The sequence below is a fragment of the Rhodococcus baikonurensis genome, assembly GCF_040489275.1.
Lineage (GTDB): Bacteria > Actinomycetota > Actinomycetes > Mycobacteriales > Mycobacteriaceae > Rhodococcus_F > Rhodococcus_F baikonurensis.
In genome coordinates this window covers 255,821-272,345 of record NZ_JBEUOQ010000010.1, presented here as the reverse complement: position 1 = coordinate 272,345, position 16,525 = coordinate 255,821, and the positions used below count along the sequence as shown (strand labels likewise).

General features: G+C 60.5%; 19 protein-coding genes. 17 read left to right on the top strand and 2 right to left on the bottom strand.

The window, feature by feature from the left end:
* On the bottom strand, positions 1–446 hold a 446-nt coding region (locus tag ABWI03_RS23175), incomplete at its 3' end, for a helix-turn-helix domain-containing protein (protein ID WP_350835268.1).
* A 238-nt stretch (positions 447–684) separates the two neighbouring features.
* On the opposite strand from ABWI03_RS23175, the gene ABWI03_RS23170 reads away from it, so the two are divergent.
* The 17 genes from ABWI03_RS23170 (at position 685) to ABWI03_RS23090 (ending at position 15,501) form a co-directional block, all read left to right on the top strand.
* Positions 685–1,137: a hypothetical protein gene (locus ABWI03_RS23170; protein ID WP_047272178.1), complete on the top strand. Its 453-nt coding sequence runs from the start codon at positions 685–687 to the stop codon at positions 1,135–1,137.
* On the top strand, positions 1,137–1,814 hold the full coding sequence (locus ABWI03_RS23165; protein WP_298776603.1) for an SMI1/KNR4 family protein: 678 nt from the start codon (positions 1,137–1,139) through the stop codon (positions 1,812–1,814). The genes ABWI03_RS23170 and ABWI03_RS23165 overlap by 1 nt, the downstream gene beginning before the upstream one ends.
* 137 nt (positions 1,815–1,951) lie before the next feature.
* Positions 1,952–2,248 (top strand): hypothetical protein, encoded by a 297-nt coding sequence (locus ABWI03_RS23160; protein WP_353798872.1) that lies wholly within the window; start codon positions 1,952–1,954, stop codon positions 2,246–2,248.
* A 236-nt stretch (positions 2,249–2,484) separates the two neighbouring features.
* A complete protein-coding gene (locus ABWI03_RS23155) occupies positions 2,485–3,225 on the top strand; it encodes an Imm52 family immunity protein (protein ID WP_298776596.1) in 741 nt (246 codons plus the stop codon).
* Positions 3,226–3,271: 46 nt separating this feature from the next.
* Positions 3,272–3,853 (top strand): prenyltransferase/squalene oxidase repeat-containing protein, encoded by a 582-nt coding sequence (locus tag ABWI03_RS23150; protein WP_298776594.1) that lies wholly within the window; start codon positions 3,272–3,274, stop codon positions 3,851–3,853.
* Positions 3,854–4,835: 982 nt separating this feature from the next.
* On the top strand, positions 4,836–6,521 hold the full coding sequence (gene amt / locus ABWI03_RS23145; protein ID WP_007731720.1) for an ammonium transporter: 1,686 nt from the start codon (positions 4,836–4,838) through the stop codon (positions 6,519–6,521).
* A gap of 51 nt (positions 6,522–6,572) precedes the next feature.
* Positions 6,573–6,875, top strand: coding sequence for an urease subunit gamma (locus ABWI03_RS23140; protein WP_003943837.1), 303 nt, complete (start codon positions 6,573–6,575; stop codon positions 6,873–6,875).
* 29 nt (positions 6,876–6,904) lie between these two features.
* Positions 6,905–7,342: an urease subunit beta gene (locus ABWI03_RS23135; protein ID WP_003943812.1), complete on the top strand. Its 438-nt coding sequence runs from the start codon at positions 6,905–6,907 to the stop codon at positions 7,340–7,342.
* A 35-nt stretch (positions 7,343–7,377) separates the two neighbouring features.
* Positions 7,378–9,096 carry an urease subunit alpha gene (locus ABWI03_RS23130; RefSeq protein WP_003943847.1) on the top strand — a complete coding sequence of 573 codons (1,719 nt, stop codon included), beginning with the start codon at positions 7,378–7,380 and terminating at the stop codon, positions 9,094–9,096.
* 9 nt (positions 9,097–9,105) lie between these two features.
* Positions 9,106–9,753 carry an urease accessory protein UreE gene (locus tag ABWI03_RS23125; protein WP_019746461.1) on the top strand — a complete coding sequence of 216 codons (648 nt, stop codon included), beginning with the start codon at positions 9,106–9,108 and terminating at the stop codon, positions 9,751–9,753.
* Positions 9,737–10,450, top strand: coding sequence for an urease accessory protein UreF (locus ABWI03_RS23120; protein ID WP_019746462.1), 714 nt, complete (start codon positions 9,737–9,739; stop codon positions 10,448–10,450). The genes ABWI03_RS23125 and ABWI03_RS23120 overlap by 17 nt, the downstream gene beginning before the upstream one ends.
* Positions 10,451–10,460: 10 nt before the next feature.
* Complete coding sequence (gene ureG, locus ABWI03_RS23115) at positions 10,461–11,102, top strand: urease accessory protein UreG (protein WP_019746463.1); 642 nt, start codon at positions 10,461–10,463, stop codon at positions 11,100–11,102.
* Positions 11,099–12,046 (top strand): urease accessory protein UreD, encoded by a 948-nt coding sequence (locus ABWI03_RS23110; protein WP_047888769.1) that lies wholly within the window; start codon positions 11,099–11,101, stop codon positions 12,044–12,046. Before ureG ends, ABWI03_RS23110 begins: the two co-directional genes overlap by 4 nt.
* A gap of 34 nt (positions 12,047–12,080) precedes the next feature.
* Positions 12,081–13,124: an urea transporter gene (gene yut, locus ABWI03_RS23105; protein WP_095969524.1), complete on the top strand. Its 1,044-nt coding sequence runs from the start codon at positions 12,081–12,083 to the stop codon at positions 13,122–13,124.
* A 104-nt stretch (positions 13,125–13,228) separates the two neighbouring features.
* Positions 13,229–13,750, top strand: coding sequence for a gluconokinase (locus tag ABWI03_RS23100; protein ID WP_185564450.1), 522 nt, complete (start codon positions 13,229–13,231; stop codon positions 13,748–13,750).
* Positions 13,747–14,529, top strand: a complete 783-nt coding sequence (locus tag ABWI03_RS23095; protein WP_166811806.1) for an SDR family oxidoreductase — start codon at positions 13,747–13,749, stop codon at positions 14,527–14,529. The genes ABWI03_RS23100 and ABWI03_RS23095 overlap by 4 nt, the downstream gene beginning before the upstream one ends.
* Positions 14,530–14,574: 45 nt before the next feature.
* Positions 14,575–15,501 carry a D-isomer specific 2-hydroxyacid dehydrogenase family protein gene (locus ABWI03_RS23090; protein ID WP_298776580.1) on the top strand — a complete coding sequence of 309 codons (927 nt, stop codon included), beginning with the start codon at positions 14,575–14,577 and terminating at the stop codon, positions 15,499–15,501.
* Here ABWI03_RS23090 and nac read toward each other — a convergent pair.
* Positions 15,495–16,418, bottom strand: a complete 924-nt coding sequence (nac, locus tag ABWI03_RS23085; protein ID WP_030535780.1) for a nitrogen assimilation transcriptional regulator NAC — start codon at positions 16,416–16,418, stop codon at positions 15,495–15,497. The two genes, ABWI03_RS23090 and nac, sit on opposite strands and share 7 nt — an antisense overlap.
* Between the last annotated feature and the right edge of the window lie 107 nt (positions 16,419–16,525).

Here is a 16,525-nt window from a genome sequence, read left to right as displayed (position 1 = left end):
TTCTTGACGTCGACGTGGACCATCTGACCAGGTCGCTTGGCGGCGATGACCTGGGGTTTTCGGTTGGTTTCGCCGTTCGGGTCGATGAACCGGCGGCGGTGCAATCCCAGGTTCCGCAGGATTTTCGTGACAGACCGGCGAGCAATGGTGATGCCGTCGGTACGCAGCTCGAACGTGATTCGCGAGGCCGACCATTTCCGGGTTCGGCGCATGGACTCGATCTCGACCATGATCTCCGCCGGCGTGGCGTTCGGGTGGTGTTTCGGTGCGCTGGATCGGTCCTGAATTCCCAGGTCACCGTACTTGCGATACCTATTGACCCACTTGGAAGCGCATTGTCGGGAGATGCCCATTTCTGCGGCGACGTGGGCGATCGGACGACTCTGGCACCGCTCGATCAGGCGTCGTCTTCCTTCCACAGTGAGTGGGGCATTACGGTGTGTCACAGGGCTGGTCCCTTTGCTGTTGATGGTCAGTTTCGCAACTTCCATCCTGCCGCGAAGGACCAGCCCGTCCACTTCAATCCCGCGTCAGCAACGTCCATACCCGCAACAACTAGCGTCGAACTTCATTCACGCGGTGCAAGAAGTCGTAGATTCACTCACCGATGGTGCCGAGACAAGTCCAGAATCACCTCCGCAGCAGTCATCTGATTCGGGTGAGGCTGCACCCGAGGATCCTCGCTTGGATTCCGAAGGCAACCCGCTGACGGCCGCTGACTTAGCTCAATTGTATGCGTCGCTGCGTCGAAAAACGCCGACAAATGTGATCCGCGACATAGTTAACCTTGATCACGAAGGTGGCGGACCGGACCCGGTTCTTCCCGGGCTCACATTGCCCGACGTCCTCGAGGCGGATCACACCGTACCGATGAGGGTCATATTCGACATGCCTGGTTTTACGCAGTTGACCTTCGAGCAGCAAATTCAAGTATTGAACTATGTCGATAACTTCCTGGGTTTGAGCCCGACTGCGAATACGTCAAAGGGCGCCAAGAGTTGGGCAGACTGGTGGGGCTATGTGAAGGGTGGAATCCCGGTTTCCCCTGAATTCCGGGATGCTATGATCGAAATCGAAACTCATCTTACTGAGGAAATTCGTCAAATGATATCTAGTATATTGAATGGAGTTCAGTAGTGGATCTGGTCAAGATTTCGCGGTATGTCGACTCGCCCGTGCTTGTGGAGATTGACGACTTGACACCACTTGAACGTATGGCGCTTCCGATTTATTGGTTGGATGCACTAAATGGTGATCTTGCAGCTCGAATTTCGGGGATATTGGACCAATGGGATGTATTTGGGCGACCGATATTGGGCGACACTTACAGAAACATTAAAGAGAATCTATCCGATGTTCGGTTGCTCAGGTCTGAAAATAGGTTCTTTCTTCTATATAAAATTAAAATGGCAGATGGGACCGATCTCTACTATTTGGGTACGCCACCGGTAGTTGATGGTGGTGAACTTCCAGGGTATTGGAATAAATTCCCCCCCAGTCTAAAGAATTTCTATTCAAATTTGCACAACGGTTGGTACTATATTGCCGGTAAGACTGTCGGGCCACTGCCTCTTGAAGATATGTTTCGAATTGACAGCTTTGAATGGTCTATTCTGGACGGGCTGTCCCCTGAAGAGTACCCAGATCCGGCTCGTTGCATCGCGACATTCAGATCGGGCGGCGGCGGTTATCTTTGCTTGTACTTTGGTGAGGAATCGACAAGGGGTGTTGTGTGGTCATCGACGGAACCCCCTGAACTGGTCGATTACTCCACTTACCTTGATATCTGGACCAACGTCGGACTCGGTGCCTAGAGCCTGCGCCTTGGATAGCCAGACTGGAGACAGTCTAAGCAATTTGTGTGCGGTCTTGCCCCACGTGGCACGTGCCTCGGATCCAGTCTCCAAAGAGCAGATGATCAATTTGTCTGACCAGAAGGGATCTCGAGGTCATGATCGGTTTCGGGGGGGGTACCTCACGCATCGACTCGTTTTCCTGCACCATTGCCGACGAATCGCTGATTGCGCTGGCGTTAAGGGTCGTACAGGGGCTGGCCGATATCTGGGACTCTCGTGTCACCGTGCTCTACCACCGGACCGAGTCATCGCCTCAGCGCAACGTACCCGGCGACGCGATCGTGGGCAGTTGCACCTACTTCGGCCTTGAGTTGCTGATCGACGAAACACAACTCCCGCCCCAGGGTGGAGGCTTTTCCGTACAGGAACAGAACGATCGTCATCCAGCGTGATCCAAGCGCCCTGTGGGCCGCCGACGATATCCGAAGCATCCGCGCTGCAGCAGGATTGCCGACCGGAACGACCGGAGGTGCGTCTACCCAAGGTTCACGAGGGCTCTGGCACCCTAGACGTGAAACCAGGCGTTCCCGCCCAGCTCACGAATGTGATGGCGTCTCCATCTTCCTCTGACGTGGTGACGACCGCCGAGCGTGGGCTCCTAAGTTCAATGGTTGGAAAGGACGGGGCGATGAGCTTTTTCGGGCGACGGCCGACGGTAGCCGGATATTGGGGCACGCGGGTGCAGTCGAGTCAGGAAGTGGCGCAGACGATGCGCGCTTTCCTCGACGACCTGGAAACGATCGACCCGGAGTTGGCGTTGTCGTTGGTCTCGACTGCCGAGTTCGACAAGGTGCCAGCAGATCTCAGTGTGGACGGGTTGGTGCGTATCTTCGAGCATTCCCGCTCGAAGGAGATGGGGTATTCGGACACCCCGGGACCGGGCTACGACATCGACTTGTCGCCCGAGGACGGGACCGCGCGCCGGGTCGGTGCCTGGGTCGGCGGGCTGGAAACCAGTGCTCCCAACAGTGTCCTGGTGTCGTTGCCGACGGAGACGCAGCTCACCGACAGTACCCGGCGGTTGCTCGACCCGGATATCGGAGACGCGATCATGAGAGTGATCGTCAAGCATTGGGAACCGGAGCGAGCCCGGTGGAGCATCGGAGACTACCGGCACCTTCAGAAGCGGTCGAAAGGTGAGGTCGAGGTGGGATGGGAAACATACTTCCATTCAGGAGTTACGTTCGATCGCAGCGCGCTGCCCCAATCTGCGGTGGTGGAGGAACTGCCCATTGGCACGTTGATTCGGTTGGGGGACAAGCCAATGGAGGTCGCTGCCGCCGACATCGTGGTGGTGCGGGCGGCTTGGGTTACCCGCTGTAGGCCACGCAACGGGTCCGGAATTCACCATTGCATCAGACGTCGATAAATGTGTTAACCGGATGGCCTGCTTCGCCTTTCGATAGTATTGCCAGATGGCACCCCGAACCGACTTGCTCGCGTGGCTCCTCGATTCGGATCCAGCGATTCGGTGGCAGGTGGAGCGCGACCTGCTGAACGAAGCGCCCACTGTGTGGGCGGCGACGCGCGCGTCGATCGCCACCAAAGGATTTGGTGCACGCCTGCTTTCATTACAGGATCGAGACGGCCAATGGGCGGGTGGGGCGTTCTTCCCGGCAGAATTCGACTTCGCGGGAACTGAAGCAGCAGAACAAAGTTCGCAACCCTGGACGGCAACAACATGGACGCTCAACTCATTGCGTGAGTGGGGCCTCGACGCCAGTGTTCTGCGGGAGCGTCGTACCGCAGAACTGCTCGCGAAAAACTGTTGCTGGGAGTACGAGGGCCGGCCGTACTGGGATGGTGAGGTCGATTGCTGCATCAACGCCTGGACGGTGGCAAACGGTGTGTGGCTCGACATGCGCGTTGATGAACTGGCTGATTGGTTTGTGCGGCATCAACTTCCGGATGGTGGTTGGAACTGCGAGTGGATCGAAGGTTCGACGCGATCGTCGTTTCATTCGACCCTCAATTCACTCAAAGGGCTTCTCGCGTAAGAGATCGCGACCGGGGGAACAATTGAGACGCGCGCGGCTCGACGATCCGGTGAGGAATTCTTGCTGCAGCGCGGTCTGTTCCGGAGACTCTCGACCGGGGAACCGGTGGGGGACTGGATCGGCCGGTTCGCGTACCCGTTCCAGTGGCGTTACAACGTGCTCAACGCAGCCGACTACTTCCGCGAAGCGTCGTTGTCGGATGGAAATGAGCCTGATCCGCGACTGGCGGACGCGATCGAGATGATCCGGGCCGCTCGAGCCTCGGATGGGACGTGGCTCCAGGCCGGTCGCCAACCGGGGCGGGTGTGGTTCGAGGTCGACACAAAGGCGGGGGAGCCGTCGAAGTCGCTGACTTTGTCCGGCATCCGAGTGCTCGCCTGGTGGGATCAATCCTCCCCTCTAGGGTTCTGCATAACAAAAGAGTTACAGCGAAAGTCATTTCACCTTCGAAGGTTATCGAAAGGTGATCTTTGATCTTCCAGTCGAAATATCCAGTACGGATTAAGAACATATTAACGACAGGATTGCCCTCAGTGCGGTGAAGGTTAATCATCTGAACAGGTGAGAAGATGTTCGGTGAAATTACCTACCCGATTGGATAGGCGGGTCACCGACGTTGGTAATCAAATAAGGTGCTCGCGATTGTCTTGGTTAGGGAGCTAAGTCCCGAGCTGGAAACGGCATTTCTGCTCCGAAAGTGGCGCTCACCTGCGGCTACGTTCCCCATTTTGCAGGACTTAAACCACTTTCGGCGAGATTAGTCTCGCAATTGCAGGTTGTGGAGCGTCCGCAATGTTTAGGCAAAGTCCCATCTTTTCCCAGAACAATGCTCTACTAAACGTGAAAACCGGATGTTCCCCCGATTTTGCTGAGAAGGTGCAACTATGGGGCGTAGCGTACTGTCGCAGCGAACCGGAACATCGCGAATTGCTGCTCTAACCAATGACTTTGTTCAGGTCCGAATAATGCTCGGAGGTCGTCGATGTCGATGGAAATGGTGTTAGCCGAAGCAGTGATAGACAGTGGGGACACGGCGTGGGTGCTGATCTCCGCGGGTCTGGTTCTCTTCATGGTTCCCGGACTCGCCTTCTTCTACGCCGGTCTGGTGCGTGGTAGCAGTGCGCTCGTCATGTTGCAGCAGAACCTCGTCCCACTCGGACTCGTCTCGATTACCTGGGTCGTGTTCGGATACAGCTTCGCGTTCAGTGGAGACTGGGGTTCCGGCTTCCTCGGTGACCTCAAATTGTTCGGCTTGCAGGACATACACACTGCCGCCGCCCCGGGCTTCCACCTGATCGAAGGTGCAGTCGCGGTACCGACTCTGGCGTTCGTGGTCTATCAGATGATGTTCGCGATCATCACGCCCGCGCTGATCACCGGTGCGACCGCAAACCGGCTCAAGCCCTTGGGCTGGGCCGTTCTGCTCGTGCTGTGGTCGATCATCGTCTACCCCCCGATTGCGCACTGGCTCTTCAATCCCGAAGGCTGGTTGGCGCTCCGCGGAGCCCAGGACTGGGCCGGCGGAATTGTCGTCCACGCATCCGCCGGCGCCGCCGCCCTGGCAATCTTGCTGGTGGTCGGCAAACGTCCGGGATGGCCCAACGCCGAGGCAGTCCCGCACTCGGTGCCTCTGGCGTTGATCGGCGCAGGCATCCTGTGGTTCGGCTGGTTCGGATTCAACGCAGGCGACGGATTGGCCGCCGATGGTGTTGCGGCACAAGCCTTGATGAACACTCACATCGCCGCAGCGGGCGGCATGGTCGTCTGGCTCGTCATCGAAAGGTATACCGAGGGCAAGGCCACGGCGATCGGTGGAATCACCGGCGCGGTAGCCGGTCTCGCGACCGTTACTCCATGCGCCGGCTTCGTCAGCACCTTCTCCGCGTTGGCGATCGGCGCGCTTGCCGGACTGGTCTGCCACTTCGCGCTCGCGCTCAAGTCGATCTTCAAGTTCGACGACGCGCTCGACGTCATCGCGGTCCACTTCATCGGCGGCATCCTCGGTTCCCTCCTTCTCGGTTTGTTCGGCGAAAAGGCGATCAATTCGATCGGCCGCGATGGACTCTTCTTCGGCGGCGGCGCAGGACTACTCGGCGAGCAGGCGCTGGCGTTGATCGTCGTCATCGCTTTCTCGTTCGTGGTGACCTGGCTGATCGCCACGGGCATCGAGAAGACCATCGGTCTCAAGCTGGCTCCGAAAGACCAGGTGGACATCGACCGTCGTCAGCAAGGCATGGACGCGTACCGCTACAACGCCGCATTCGTCGACGCCGGTGGTGCGCCGCAGACCAGCGGGTTCGACTCGGGGGTCCTGGTCGAGGGGGCAAAACTTGTTCCGAACCTCGGCGCCCCGAAGCACGAACTCATCACCGCGGTATTGCAGACCATCGAGTCCGAGAAGCTTCGGGAGGCGCTGCTGGCTGCCGGAGCGGAGTCGATAGTCGTATCGGAAGCGCATGTCTCCGCGAGCGACTCGGCCTCGCTCAAGTTTCGCGGGCAACGCAACGACGTCGTGTTCACGGAGCGGTTGCGTGTCGAGGTGCTGGTCGCCTCGGAACATGCCCAGGCGGTTCTGGACGCGATCAACGAGTACTCGGGCGGCAGGAGGAGCGGTTTCGTCCAGCAGGCGGCCGAACCTCTCACCGAAGCGACGGAACAGGGGAGCTGACATGTATTCGACGACAGGGAGTTACCGCATGATCGACAAGGAGCGTTCGGAATGCATCTGACACCGCGAGAACTCGACAAGCTGACAATTCTCATGTTGGCGGATGTCGCACTGAGGCGAAAGGCAAAGGGGCTCAAACTCAATCATCCGGAGTCCGTCGCAGTCATCACTGCAGCCGCTCTGGAGGGAGCTCGGGAGGGCAAGACACTCGAGGAGGTCATGGCCGACGCATCGCACGCCTTGACGGTCGACGACGTGATGGAAGGTGTCGCGGAGATGATTCCGCGTGTGCAGGTCGAGGCGGTGTTCCTCGACGGTAGCCGGCTCGTCACCGTGCACTCTCCGATCCAGTAGCCCGACCGAGATGTCAGGAGCACTCCAAGATGGCAAGCAAATCGACGAAGAAGGATTCCGGCGGCGAGAAGAAAGTGCCGGTCGGCGGATATGTGTTGCGGGACGAGCCGATCGAGCTGAACGAGGGTCGTCCGCGTTTGAAGCTGCGAGTCCGAAATACCGGTGACCGTCCCATCCAGGTGGGTTCGCACTATCACTTCATGGAAGTCAATCGCGCGTTGTCGTTCGATCGTGAACAGTCCTTCGGCTGGCGCCTCGATATTCCCGCGGGCACGGCGGTCAGGTTCGAGCCGGGCGACGAGAAGGAAGTGACGTTGGTGCCGTTCGGAGGCAAGCAACGGGTTCAAGGCTTCAACGGACTTGTCGACGGTTGGGCGCCGACCCACGCCGCCTACCGGCCGAGGCTCCCCGGAGCCGTCCAGCGTGCCGAAGAACTCGGCTTCCTGTCCGAACCTCAAACCGACTGATTCTCGTTCACGGCGGACGAAGGAGAGCAACACCCATGACAAGCATTTCGAGACAAGAGTATTCGGGTCTGTTCGGGGTTACCACGGGTGACCAGATCAGGCTCGGCAACACCGACCTGTACATCGAGGTCGAGGAAGATCTTCGAACCATCGGCGACGAGTCGATCTACGGCGGCGGCAAGACGCTGCGCGACGGCATGGGCCAGGATCCGGAGTCGTGCAGCATCGACGGTGCCCTCGACCTCGTGATCACCAACGTGGTTATCGTCGATGCAACCATCGGCGTCGTCAAGGCAGACGTGGGAATCAAGGACGGGAAGATCGTCGGCTGGGGCAAGGCGGGAAACTCCAGCACGATGGAAGGCGTCACTCCGGGGCTGACGACCGGTCCGGCGACCGACGCGATCTCCGGTGAGCAGATGATTCTCACTGCCGCCGGCATCGATCCACACGTGCACCTCGTGTCACCGCAGCAGGCGTATCACGCGCTCAGTGGGGGAGTGACCACGCTGATCGGTGGCGGCATCGGCCCGACCGACGGAACCAACGGCACCACCATCACTTCCGGCATCTGGAACATGGAGATGATGCTCAAGGCCAACGAGGGTTTGCCGGTCAACGTCTGCATGCTGGGCAAGGGTAACTCGTCCGGGCATCAGTCCCTGGTCGAACAGATCAAGGCCGGTGCGGCCGGTCTGAAGGTCCACGAGGACTGGGGCGCAACCCCGGCCACGATTCGTGAGTCTCTGCGGGTGGCAGACGAAATGGATGTTCAGGTCGCCATTCACACGGATACGCTCAACGAGGCCGGCTACGTCGAGGACACCATCGCGGCCTTCGAAGGACGCACGATTCACACCTATCACAGCGAGGGCGCGGGTGGCGGCCACGCACCCGACATTCTGCGGGTGACGGGAGAGGACAACGTACTTCCGGCGTCGACCAACCCGACGTTGCCGTACGGCATCAACACTCAGGCCGAACTCTTCGACATGATCATGGTCTGTCACAACCTCAATCCCAAAGTGCCCTCGGATGTTTCTTTTGCCGAGTCCCGCGTTCGCGCCGAGACGATCGGTGCCGAGAACGTACTGCAGGACATGGGCGTCATCTCGATGTTCTCGAGTGACTCACAGGCGATGGGCCGCGTCGGAGAAAACTGGCTACGCGCGATCCAAACAGCGGACTGCATGAAGCGGTCCCGCGGGAAGCTGCCCGAGGATTCGCCGACGCACGACAACTTCCGCGTGTTGCGTTACGTCGCGAAGGTCACGATCAATCCCGCGTTGACGTTCGGTCTTTCGCATGTGGTCGGGTCGATCGGTGTCGGGAAGATGGCGGATCTTGTTCTCTGGGAGCCCGCATTCTTCGGTGCGAAGCCGAAGACGATCATCAAGAACGGTCTGATCAGCTGGCACGCCATGGGAGATCCGAATGCGTCGCTCCCGACACCACAACCGGTGATCTACCGGCCGATGTTCGGTGGATTCGGCAAGGCGTTGCCGCAGAGTTCGGTCTCGTTCGTCTCGCGAGCGGCACTCGACGACGGCATCAAGGACAGGCTCGGTCTCGAACGTCAGGTTGTTGCTGTCGAGGGAACCAGAACAGTCACCAAGCGTGATCTGGTTCGCAACTCGGCCACTCCGGAAATCAAGGTGGACCCGGAGACCTTCGCGGTGACTGCGGACGGCGTCCACGCATACGTCGAACCTGCCGAATCCATTCGCTTGAACCAACTTTACTTCTTCAGTTAGGGGTCTCCTGTGTCGGGAACAATCACACACACGCACGGCGCCGATGCGACGCCACACACGCACGGCGAGATGACCGCGCCGAGCGGAAAGCCGACGCGAATCGACGCGCTGCTCGGGAAGGAGACCGACGAGGAGTGGGTCGGTCGACTCGACAATGCGGTAGTCGACGTCTTGTCGCTCGATCAGTGGGAAGCGCAGAAGAGTCGGCTACGACGCACCACGATCGGTGGCCGTGAATTGGCCGTCTCGCTCGATCGGGGTATTCAGTTGCAGGACGGCGACATTCTGCTGTGGGACGAGCCGGCGAACACCGTCGTCGTGGCCAGGATCAACCTCAAGGACGTGTTGGAGATCGACCTGAGCGCACTGGTCGACGTCACGCCCGAGAAGATGATTCAGACGTGCCTGGAGTTGGGACATGCCGTGGGTAACCAGCACTGGCCTGCCGTGGTGAAGGGAATGAAGGTCTACGTTCCGTTGACGGTCGACAAGGCGGTCATGGGCTCGGTGATGCGGACACATGCTTTCGAGGGCATCGAGTACACCTTCATCCCGGGTGCCGAGGTCATTCCCTACATCGCTCCACACGAGGCACGCCGTTTGTTCGGTGCGGCCGCTCGTGAGGGCGAGGGGCATACCCATGACCCTCTCGTCTGAGGGATCCGGGCTCAGCATCAACCGCGCGATGCGGATGATGCAGTTTTCCGATTCCATGTTCCCGGTCGGTTCCTTCTCGTTCTCCAACGGTTTGGAATCGGCCGTGGCGCAGGGAATTGTCACCGACGGTCCGTCGCTGCGGGAGTTCGTACTCTCGGCGGCGCATCAGGGGGCGACGTGCGACGGTATCGCCGTACTCGCGGCGCACCGGGGCGCGACAGCCGGTGACTTCTCGGCGATCCTCGCCGCCGATCATGCAGTGATCGAACGCAAGCTCAACGAAGAAGCACGCACGATGAGTACCCGGATGGGTAAGAAGTTGGCCGAACTCGGCGGGCGCTTGGCCGGTGAGACCCTGTTCAACAAGTGGTTGGCCGCGATCGCATCGGGGGAGACGCCGGGTACCTACCCCGTCGGCCTCGGAATTGCGTTCGCGGAGATGGGTTCTCCGGAGGAGGACGCTTTCACGGTCAATCAGTACGGTGTCGCGATGACGTTGCTCGGCGCTGCCCTTCGCATCGTCCGAGTAGATCACCTTGCGACGCAGGAGATTCTGTTCGAGGTCAATCAGAGCGCCGGCCGTGAGTACGCCGCAGTGCGTGACTACGGACTCGACGACATGTCCAATTTCGCCCCGATGATCGACATTCTGGCTGCGGTTCACGTCAAGGCGCACGTCCGAATGTTCATGAACTAGAAGGAGAACGATGAAGAAGACAACGCGCATCGGAATCGGCGGACCCGTGGGTTCGGGTAAGACCGCACTCATCGAGGCGATCACGCCGGAGTTCATCAAGCGGGGCACCAGCGTTCTGATCATCACCAACGACGTGGTCACCACCGAAGATGCCAAGCACGTGCGTAAGGCTCTCAAAGGTGTTCTCGTGGAGGAGCGCATCGTCGGCGTCGAGACGGGTGCCTGCCCACACACCGCCGTTCGCGAAGACCCGAGTATGAATCTCGCGGCCGTCGAGGACATGGAGAAGACGTTCCCGGACACCGACGTGGTCTTCATCGAAAGTGGTGGCGACAACCTCACACTGACGTTCAGCCCTGCTTTGGTCGACTTCTTCATCTACGTCATCGACGTAGCCGCAGGCGACAAGATTCCGCGCAAGAACGGTCCGGGAATCTCGCAGTCCGACATCCTGGTCATCAACAAGACCGATCTCGCACCGTACGTCAACGCAGATCTCGGAGTCATGGATCGCGACTCCAAGGGAATGCGGGGAGACAAGCCGTTCGTCTTCACCAATTGCATGACAGGGGAAGGCATCAAGGACGTGGTGGACCTGATCGTGCACGGAGTCCTCTTCGACGAAGAGGAAGTGGGAGCGAGCGCACCGTGAGCGCACCGCCCGTCCCGGGAGCATCGCGAGCGCTCCCGGGGCCGATCCCGACCATCCCGGAACTCGACCAGTACCAGGATCAACCGAAGCAGGCCCCAGCCGGCAAGGTCGGGAAGACCGGCGTTCTCGAGATGCGATTTGTCGACCGTGGCGACAAGACGATTCTGCGGGACATGTACCGCAAGACACCGCTGCTGGTTCAGCAGGCGCTGTACTGGGACGAAGCGTTGCCGACCATGCCGTGCGTCTACATGATTTCCACGTCCGGCAGTGTGTTGCAAGGCGATCGACTGTTCCTCACCATCGAGATGGAGCCGGGTTCCCTCGCGCACGTGACCACTCAGTCGGCCACGAAGGTCCACCGGATGGATGCCAATCACGCGTCGCAACTCCAGAAAGTGGTGCTCGCGGAGAATTCGTATCTCGAACTGATGCCGGGGGTGACGATTCCGCACCGCAACGCGAGGTACTACGCGCGCACCGACATCACGGTGGATCCGACTGCAACGCTGTTGTTCTCGGAGATCGTCATGCCAGGTCGTAAGTACCACGACGGCGGAGAGATGTTCGTCTACGACCTGTACTCCACAATGATCAAGGCGGAGCGTCCGGACGGGGAGAACCTCTTCACCGAGAAGCTGGTGATCGAACCGGCACGTTTTCCCGTGCGATACGGCGGAATCATGGGCGATCACGACGTGTTCGGCAATGTCATCTTGTTGACACCGAAGGAGCATGCCGACGCGATTCTCGAAGAGGTAGTTCCGGGCCGTGACGGCAAGGTCGTTTCCGGAGCGAGTCGGCTACCGAACGACGCCGGTCTCATCTTCAAAGTCCTCGGTCCGGAGAGCGAACCCGTCAAGGCAAAGGTTCGTGATTTCTGGGCTTTGGTGCGAAAGGCAGTTCTGGACACCACCATTCCGCCCGTCCCGCTCTGGGGATGACGCGGATCGCCGGAGAAGGATCGAGGGACGTGCGATGACCACCATCACCAAACCGTGGGACGACGTCGCGGACAAGAACGTCGTGCTCAGATTCATCGACACGAATCTCAAAGGCTCCGGGCAAGTGATGTTTCAGGGCAATGCGCTGACCGGCCTGCTGTTTCTGGTCGGCATCTTCTGGGGCGCGACAGCCGCGGACACGATCACCGTCGCGATCGGTGCCGTGGTGGGTCTGGTGGTATCCACCGTCACCGGCATGATGCTGCATTCTGACGACGATTCGATGCGTATCGGCCTGTACGGATACAACGGAATTCTTGTGGGAGCTGCCTTTCCGACATTCCTTGCCGGTGGCGTGATGCTGTGGATCTACCTCGTGGTGGGAGCCGCTGCGTCGACCATCGCGTTCCTGGCTGTTGCCAATGTCTTCAAGACGTGGGGCGTACCGGCGCTGACATTTCCGTTCAACCTCGTCAACTGGTTCTTTCTCCTCGCGGCATTCCAGTTCTTGCGGATCGAAACGTCGGACCTCAGCGCGGGCCAGTTTCCGCAACACATCGGGGACGCGTCGGTTCATGCCGACATCACGTTCAGCTTCCTGTGGGACACGCTGTTCCGCAACGTCTCCCAGATCTTTCTGATCAACAACACCGTCACCGGCATCATCTTCGTGATCGCGCTGCTGGTCGCGTCACGCTGGGCGGCGTTGTTCGCGCTCATCGGTTCCGCGATAGCGATGGGTGCGGTGCTGGCGCTGGGTGCCAACACCGTAGACGTCGGCAACGGTCTTTACGGGCTCAGTTCGGTGCTGACGGCAATCGCTCTGGGGTCGGTGTTCTACAACCCGTCGTGGCGTGTGTTCGTCTACACCGTCTTCGGCGTGCTGGTGACTGTTGTCATCCACGGCACGCTGGTATCGGCCTTCGCCCCGATCGGCCTGCCCGCCGGGACGGGCCCGTTCGTCTTCGCTACATGGCTGTTCCTGCTGCCGAAGAAGAAGTTCGTTCCCATCCAGCACGACACCATCGAGGGCGGAGCGGCCGAGGGCAAGGATTCGATCGCGAAGGCGAACGGATAGGGCTCGAACGGGCAGAAGTTCCTAGATCGTTCCGCTATGGCACCCTCGCGAACCGGTATCACTCGAGTATTGTCTGGCCTTCGGTAGTCGGGCATGGTCGAAGCATGACCGTGCAGGTAGTTGTGATGGGTGTGGCCGGTGCTGGAAAGAGCACCGTGGCAGTAGGTCTCGCCACGTCTCTCGGAGCAGACTTCGTCGACGGTGACGATCTGCATCCCGAGTCCAATGTCGCCAAGATGCGTTCGGGGACACCGTTGACCGACGAAGATCGTGCGCCGTGGCTCGACGCGATCGCGGCCTGGTTGTCCGAGCGTGCCGATGCGGGACGCACGGGCGTCGTTGCCTGTTCGGCTCTGCGGAAGGACTATCGGGACCGGTTGCGCCCGGACGGTCTCGACGTGCAGTTCGTCCACCTGGCCGGCGATGTCGAGACGATCTCCGCTCGTATGCGTTCCCGCGCCGGGCACTTCATGCCGGAGAGTCTGCTCCTCTCCCAGTTCGACGCTCTCGAACCGCTCGCAGACGACGAGCGCGGCGTCACGCTGAATGTCGTCTCCAAACCGAGCACACTGGTGGGCGAGGCAGTCGACTACATCCATACATCTCAGAGGAGCGTCACAGCGTGAGTAGCACCGCAAGCCCCGGCCCGTTCGATATTTCCGGGAAGGTCGCGCTGGTGACGGGTTCGAGCCGAGGCATCGGCTCGGCCCTCGCTACTGGTCTCGCCGAGGCGGGTGCGGTAGTGGTGCTCAACAGCCGAAATGTCGACGTGCTCGAAGCCGAGCGTCGACGCATCGCCGACGCGACCGGTGCAACGGTGCACGCATTCGCTTTCGACGTCACCGATTCGGCTGCCGTCCGGGATGCGGCGACACGCATCGAGGCGGAGGTCGGCCCGGTCGAGATCGTTGTCAACAACACCGGCGTGCAACACCGTGCCCCGCTTCTCGAGTTCGGCGACGACGACTTCCGGCGTGTCATGGACACCAACCTGACCAGTGCGTTCTACGTCGGACGTGAATTCGCCCGAGCCATGGTCGAGCGCGGACGCGGGAAGATCGTCAACATCTGCTCGGTGCAGAGCGAACTCGGCCGAGCAGGTATCGCACCGTATGCGGCCAGTAAGGGTGGGCTGAAGATGCTCACCCGCGGAATGTGCGCCGACTGGGCACCCTTCGGTTTGCAGATCAACGCGATCGCACCGGGATACTTCGACACCGAATTGACCTCTGCGCTGGTCAACGATCCGGAGTTCACCGCGTGGCTCGCCAAGCGGACGCCCGCCGGACGCTGGGGCCGTACCGAGGAGCTGATCGGGTCGCTACTGTTCTTGGCATCCCCGGCTTCGGATTTCGTCAACGGTCAGATCCTCTACGTCGACGGCGGAATGACAGCCGTCGTCTGATTGTCCGCTGTTAGATCGTCCGCTACTCGAACAGAAAGCACCCACATGACAGACGCCAGCGCCCCTCGCATCCACCTCGGTCCCGTCGAGGATCCTCACGTCGCCGACGGAATACGCCGAGCCGGTGGAGCTCTCGTTCCACTGGCAGAAGCCGAGGGCGTCGTGTGGGTACAGGGGCCGGAGACGTTCCCGTCGTCGCTACCCGATTCGGTTCGCTGGGTGCAGTTGCCGTTCGCCGGGATCGAGCCCTGGTTCGACGCCGGTGTGATCGACGACAAGCGGGTCTGGACGTCTGCTGCCGGAGCGTACGCGGGCAATGTCGCCGAACATACGATGATGCTTCTCCTCGCCGGAGTTCGCTCTCTCCCCGAACAATTGGCGGCGCGCTCGTGGCGCAAGGAAGAGTTCGACCCGCGGGTGGGCACCTTGCAGGGCTCGACGGTGGCGATCATCGGTTGCGGCGGCATCGGCCGTGCGTTGATCCCGTACCTCGCCGCGTCCAAGGTCAAGGTCATCGCGATCACCCGCTCCGGGACCCCTGTCGAGGGTGCTTCCGAAACGCTCTCGGCCGACCGCACCGGCGAAATCTGGTCCAAGGCTGATCACTTCGTGATCGCGGCGCCGTCGACATCCGCGACGCGGCATCTGGTCGGCAAGGCTGAACTGGACCAGATGTCGGAGTCGAGCTGGATCGTGAACATCGCGCGTGGGACCCTCGTCGACACGGACGCATTGGTCGACGCCCTCGAAGCCGGTTCGATCGGCGGGGCGGCACTGGACGTCACCGATCCCGAGCCGTTGCCGGACGGGCATCGGTTGTGGAAGCTGCCCAACGCGATCATCACTCCACACGTCGCCAACCCGGCTACGACGCTCACCCGCGTCCTGGCAGATCACGTCGCAGCCAACGTCGCTCGGTTCGCCGCAGGTGAGGACCTCGCCGCCGTGATCGATCCGTCGGCGGGCTACTGACCGCTCGCGTTGGTTCCCTTCACATAGTCGGCCACGACGGTGCGCAGAACATCGCGCACCGCCTCGGCAGGTTTGGACAGGGGCTGATTGGCCGGGGTGCCCAGGGAGACATGCACTTCGATGCCCGGCTCGATGCGTCGTAGCTCGAGGGCTTCGACGTCCATGACCCTGCGGGCCACCGACCACGGCAGGACCGTCGCGCCCAATCCGGTGCGTACGGCCTCGGACAGCGTCATCACCGATTCCACTTCGGCCACGACGTTCGGTTGCTGCTCTGCCCGGTCGAAAGCCTGCTCCACCACCTTGCGAATGGTGTGCATCCGACCCGGAAGCAGCAGCGGCAGTTCGGCGATCTCGGGCAGGGAAATGTCGGATCCCGATTCGCCTGCCAGTCCGGTACCGAACGGCGCGACCACCACCAGTTCCTCGGTAAGCAAGCGTTCGAATGTCACACCCTTGATCGGGCCCGCGTCGTACAACAACGCCAGATCCATGCGACCGGTCATCATCGCTTCGCTGAGCACACCACCGAAGTTCTCGTTGATGTGCAACAAGATATTCGGGTGCTGCTCGCGTACACGGGCCAAGAGCGGCAACGCAATTGCCGTGGCGGTGCTGTACGGGGCGAGGCCGACGGAGACGCCACCCGCCAGCGCCCGTCCGACCACGGACACCTCGGCCTGAGCGCTCTCCACCTGACGCAGAATCACCTGAGCATGCCGATAGAGTGCATGCCCCGCATCGGTCGGCTCGACACCCTGTTTGCTGCGGATCAGGAGTTGCTGACCGAACTGCGTTTCCAGCGACGTCATCTGTTGGCTCAGGGCGGGTTGTGCGATGTGCAGGATGTCGGCGGCTCGGGTGATGCTGCCGGCATCGACAATTCGTACGAACGAGTAGAGCCTTCTCGTGTCCATGCTGTGCAAACTACCAGCTCAACGGACATATCGAATTCCGATCACCCCAACGCGAAACGGTATTAACAACCCTTTGGCGTTCCTGAGTAGCGTCCCAGAAACACCGA

Excerpts from the sequence above, each read along its gene's own strand:
- ABWI03_RS23150 (WP_298776594.1), top strand. The coding sequence starts at position 3,272 with ATGGCACCCCGAACCGACTTGCTCGCGTGGCTCCTCGATTCGGATCCA.
- ureG (WP_019746463.1), top strand. The coding sequence starts at position 10,461 with ATGAAGAAGACAACGCGCATCGGAATCGGCGGACCCGTGGGTTCGGGT.
- ABWI03_RS23130 (WP_003943847.1), top strand. The coding sequence starts at position 7,378 with ATGACAAGCATTTCGAGACAAGAGTATTCGGGTCTGTTCGGGGTTACC.
- ABWI03_RS23155 (WP_298776596.1), top strand. The coding sequence starts at position 2,485 with ATGAGCTTTTTCGGGCGACGGCCGACGGTAGCCGGATATTGGGGCACG.
- ABWI03_RS23140 (WP_003943837.1), top strand. The coding sequence starts at position 6,573 with ATGCATCTGACACCGCGAGAACTCGACAAGCTGACAATTCTCATGTTG.
- ABWI03_RS23160 (WP_353798872.1), top strand. The coding sequence starts at position 1,952 with ATGATCGGTTTCGGGGGGGGTACCTCACGCATCGACTCGTTTTCCTGC.
- ABWI03_RS23090 (WP_298776580.1), top strand. The coding sequence starts at position 14,575 with ATGACAGACGCCAGCGCCCCTCGCATCCACCTCGGTCCCGTCGAGGAT.
- ABWI03_RS23120 (WP_019746462.1), top strand. The coding sequence starts at position 9,737 with ATGACCCTCTCGTCTGAGGGATCCGGGCTCAGCATCAACCGCGCGATG.
- yut (WP_095969524.1), top strand. The coding sequence starts at position 12,081 with ATGACCACCATCACCAAACCGTGGGACGACGTCGCGGACAAGAACGTC.
- ABWI03_RS23100 (WP_185564450.1), top strand. The coding sequence starts at position 13,229 with ATGACCGTGCAGGTAGTTGTGATGGGTGTGGCCGGTGCTGGAAAGAGC.
- ABWI03_RS23135 (WP_003943812.1), top strand. The coding sequence starts at position 6,905 with ATGGCAAGCAAATCGACGAAGAAGGATTCCGGCGGCGAGAAGAAAGTG.
- nac (WP_030535780.1), bottom strand. The coding sequence starts at position 16,418 with ATGGACACGAGAAGGCTCTACTCGTTCGTACGAATTGTCGATGCCGGC.
- amt (WP_007731720.1), top strand. The coding sequence starts at position 4,836 with ATGTCGATGGAAATGGTGTTAGCCGAAGCAGTGATAGACAGTGGGGAC.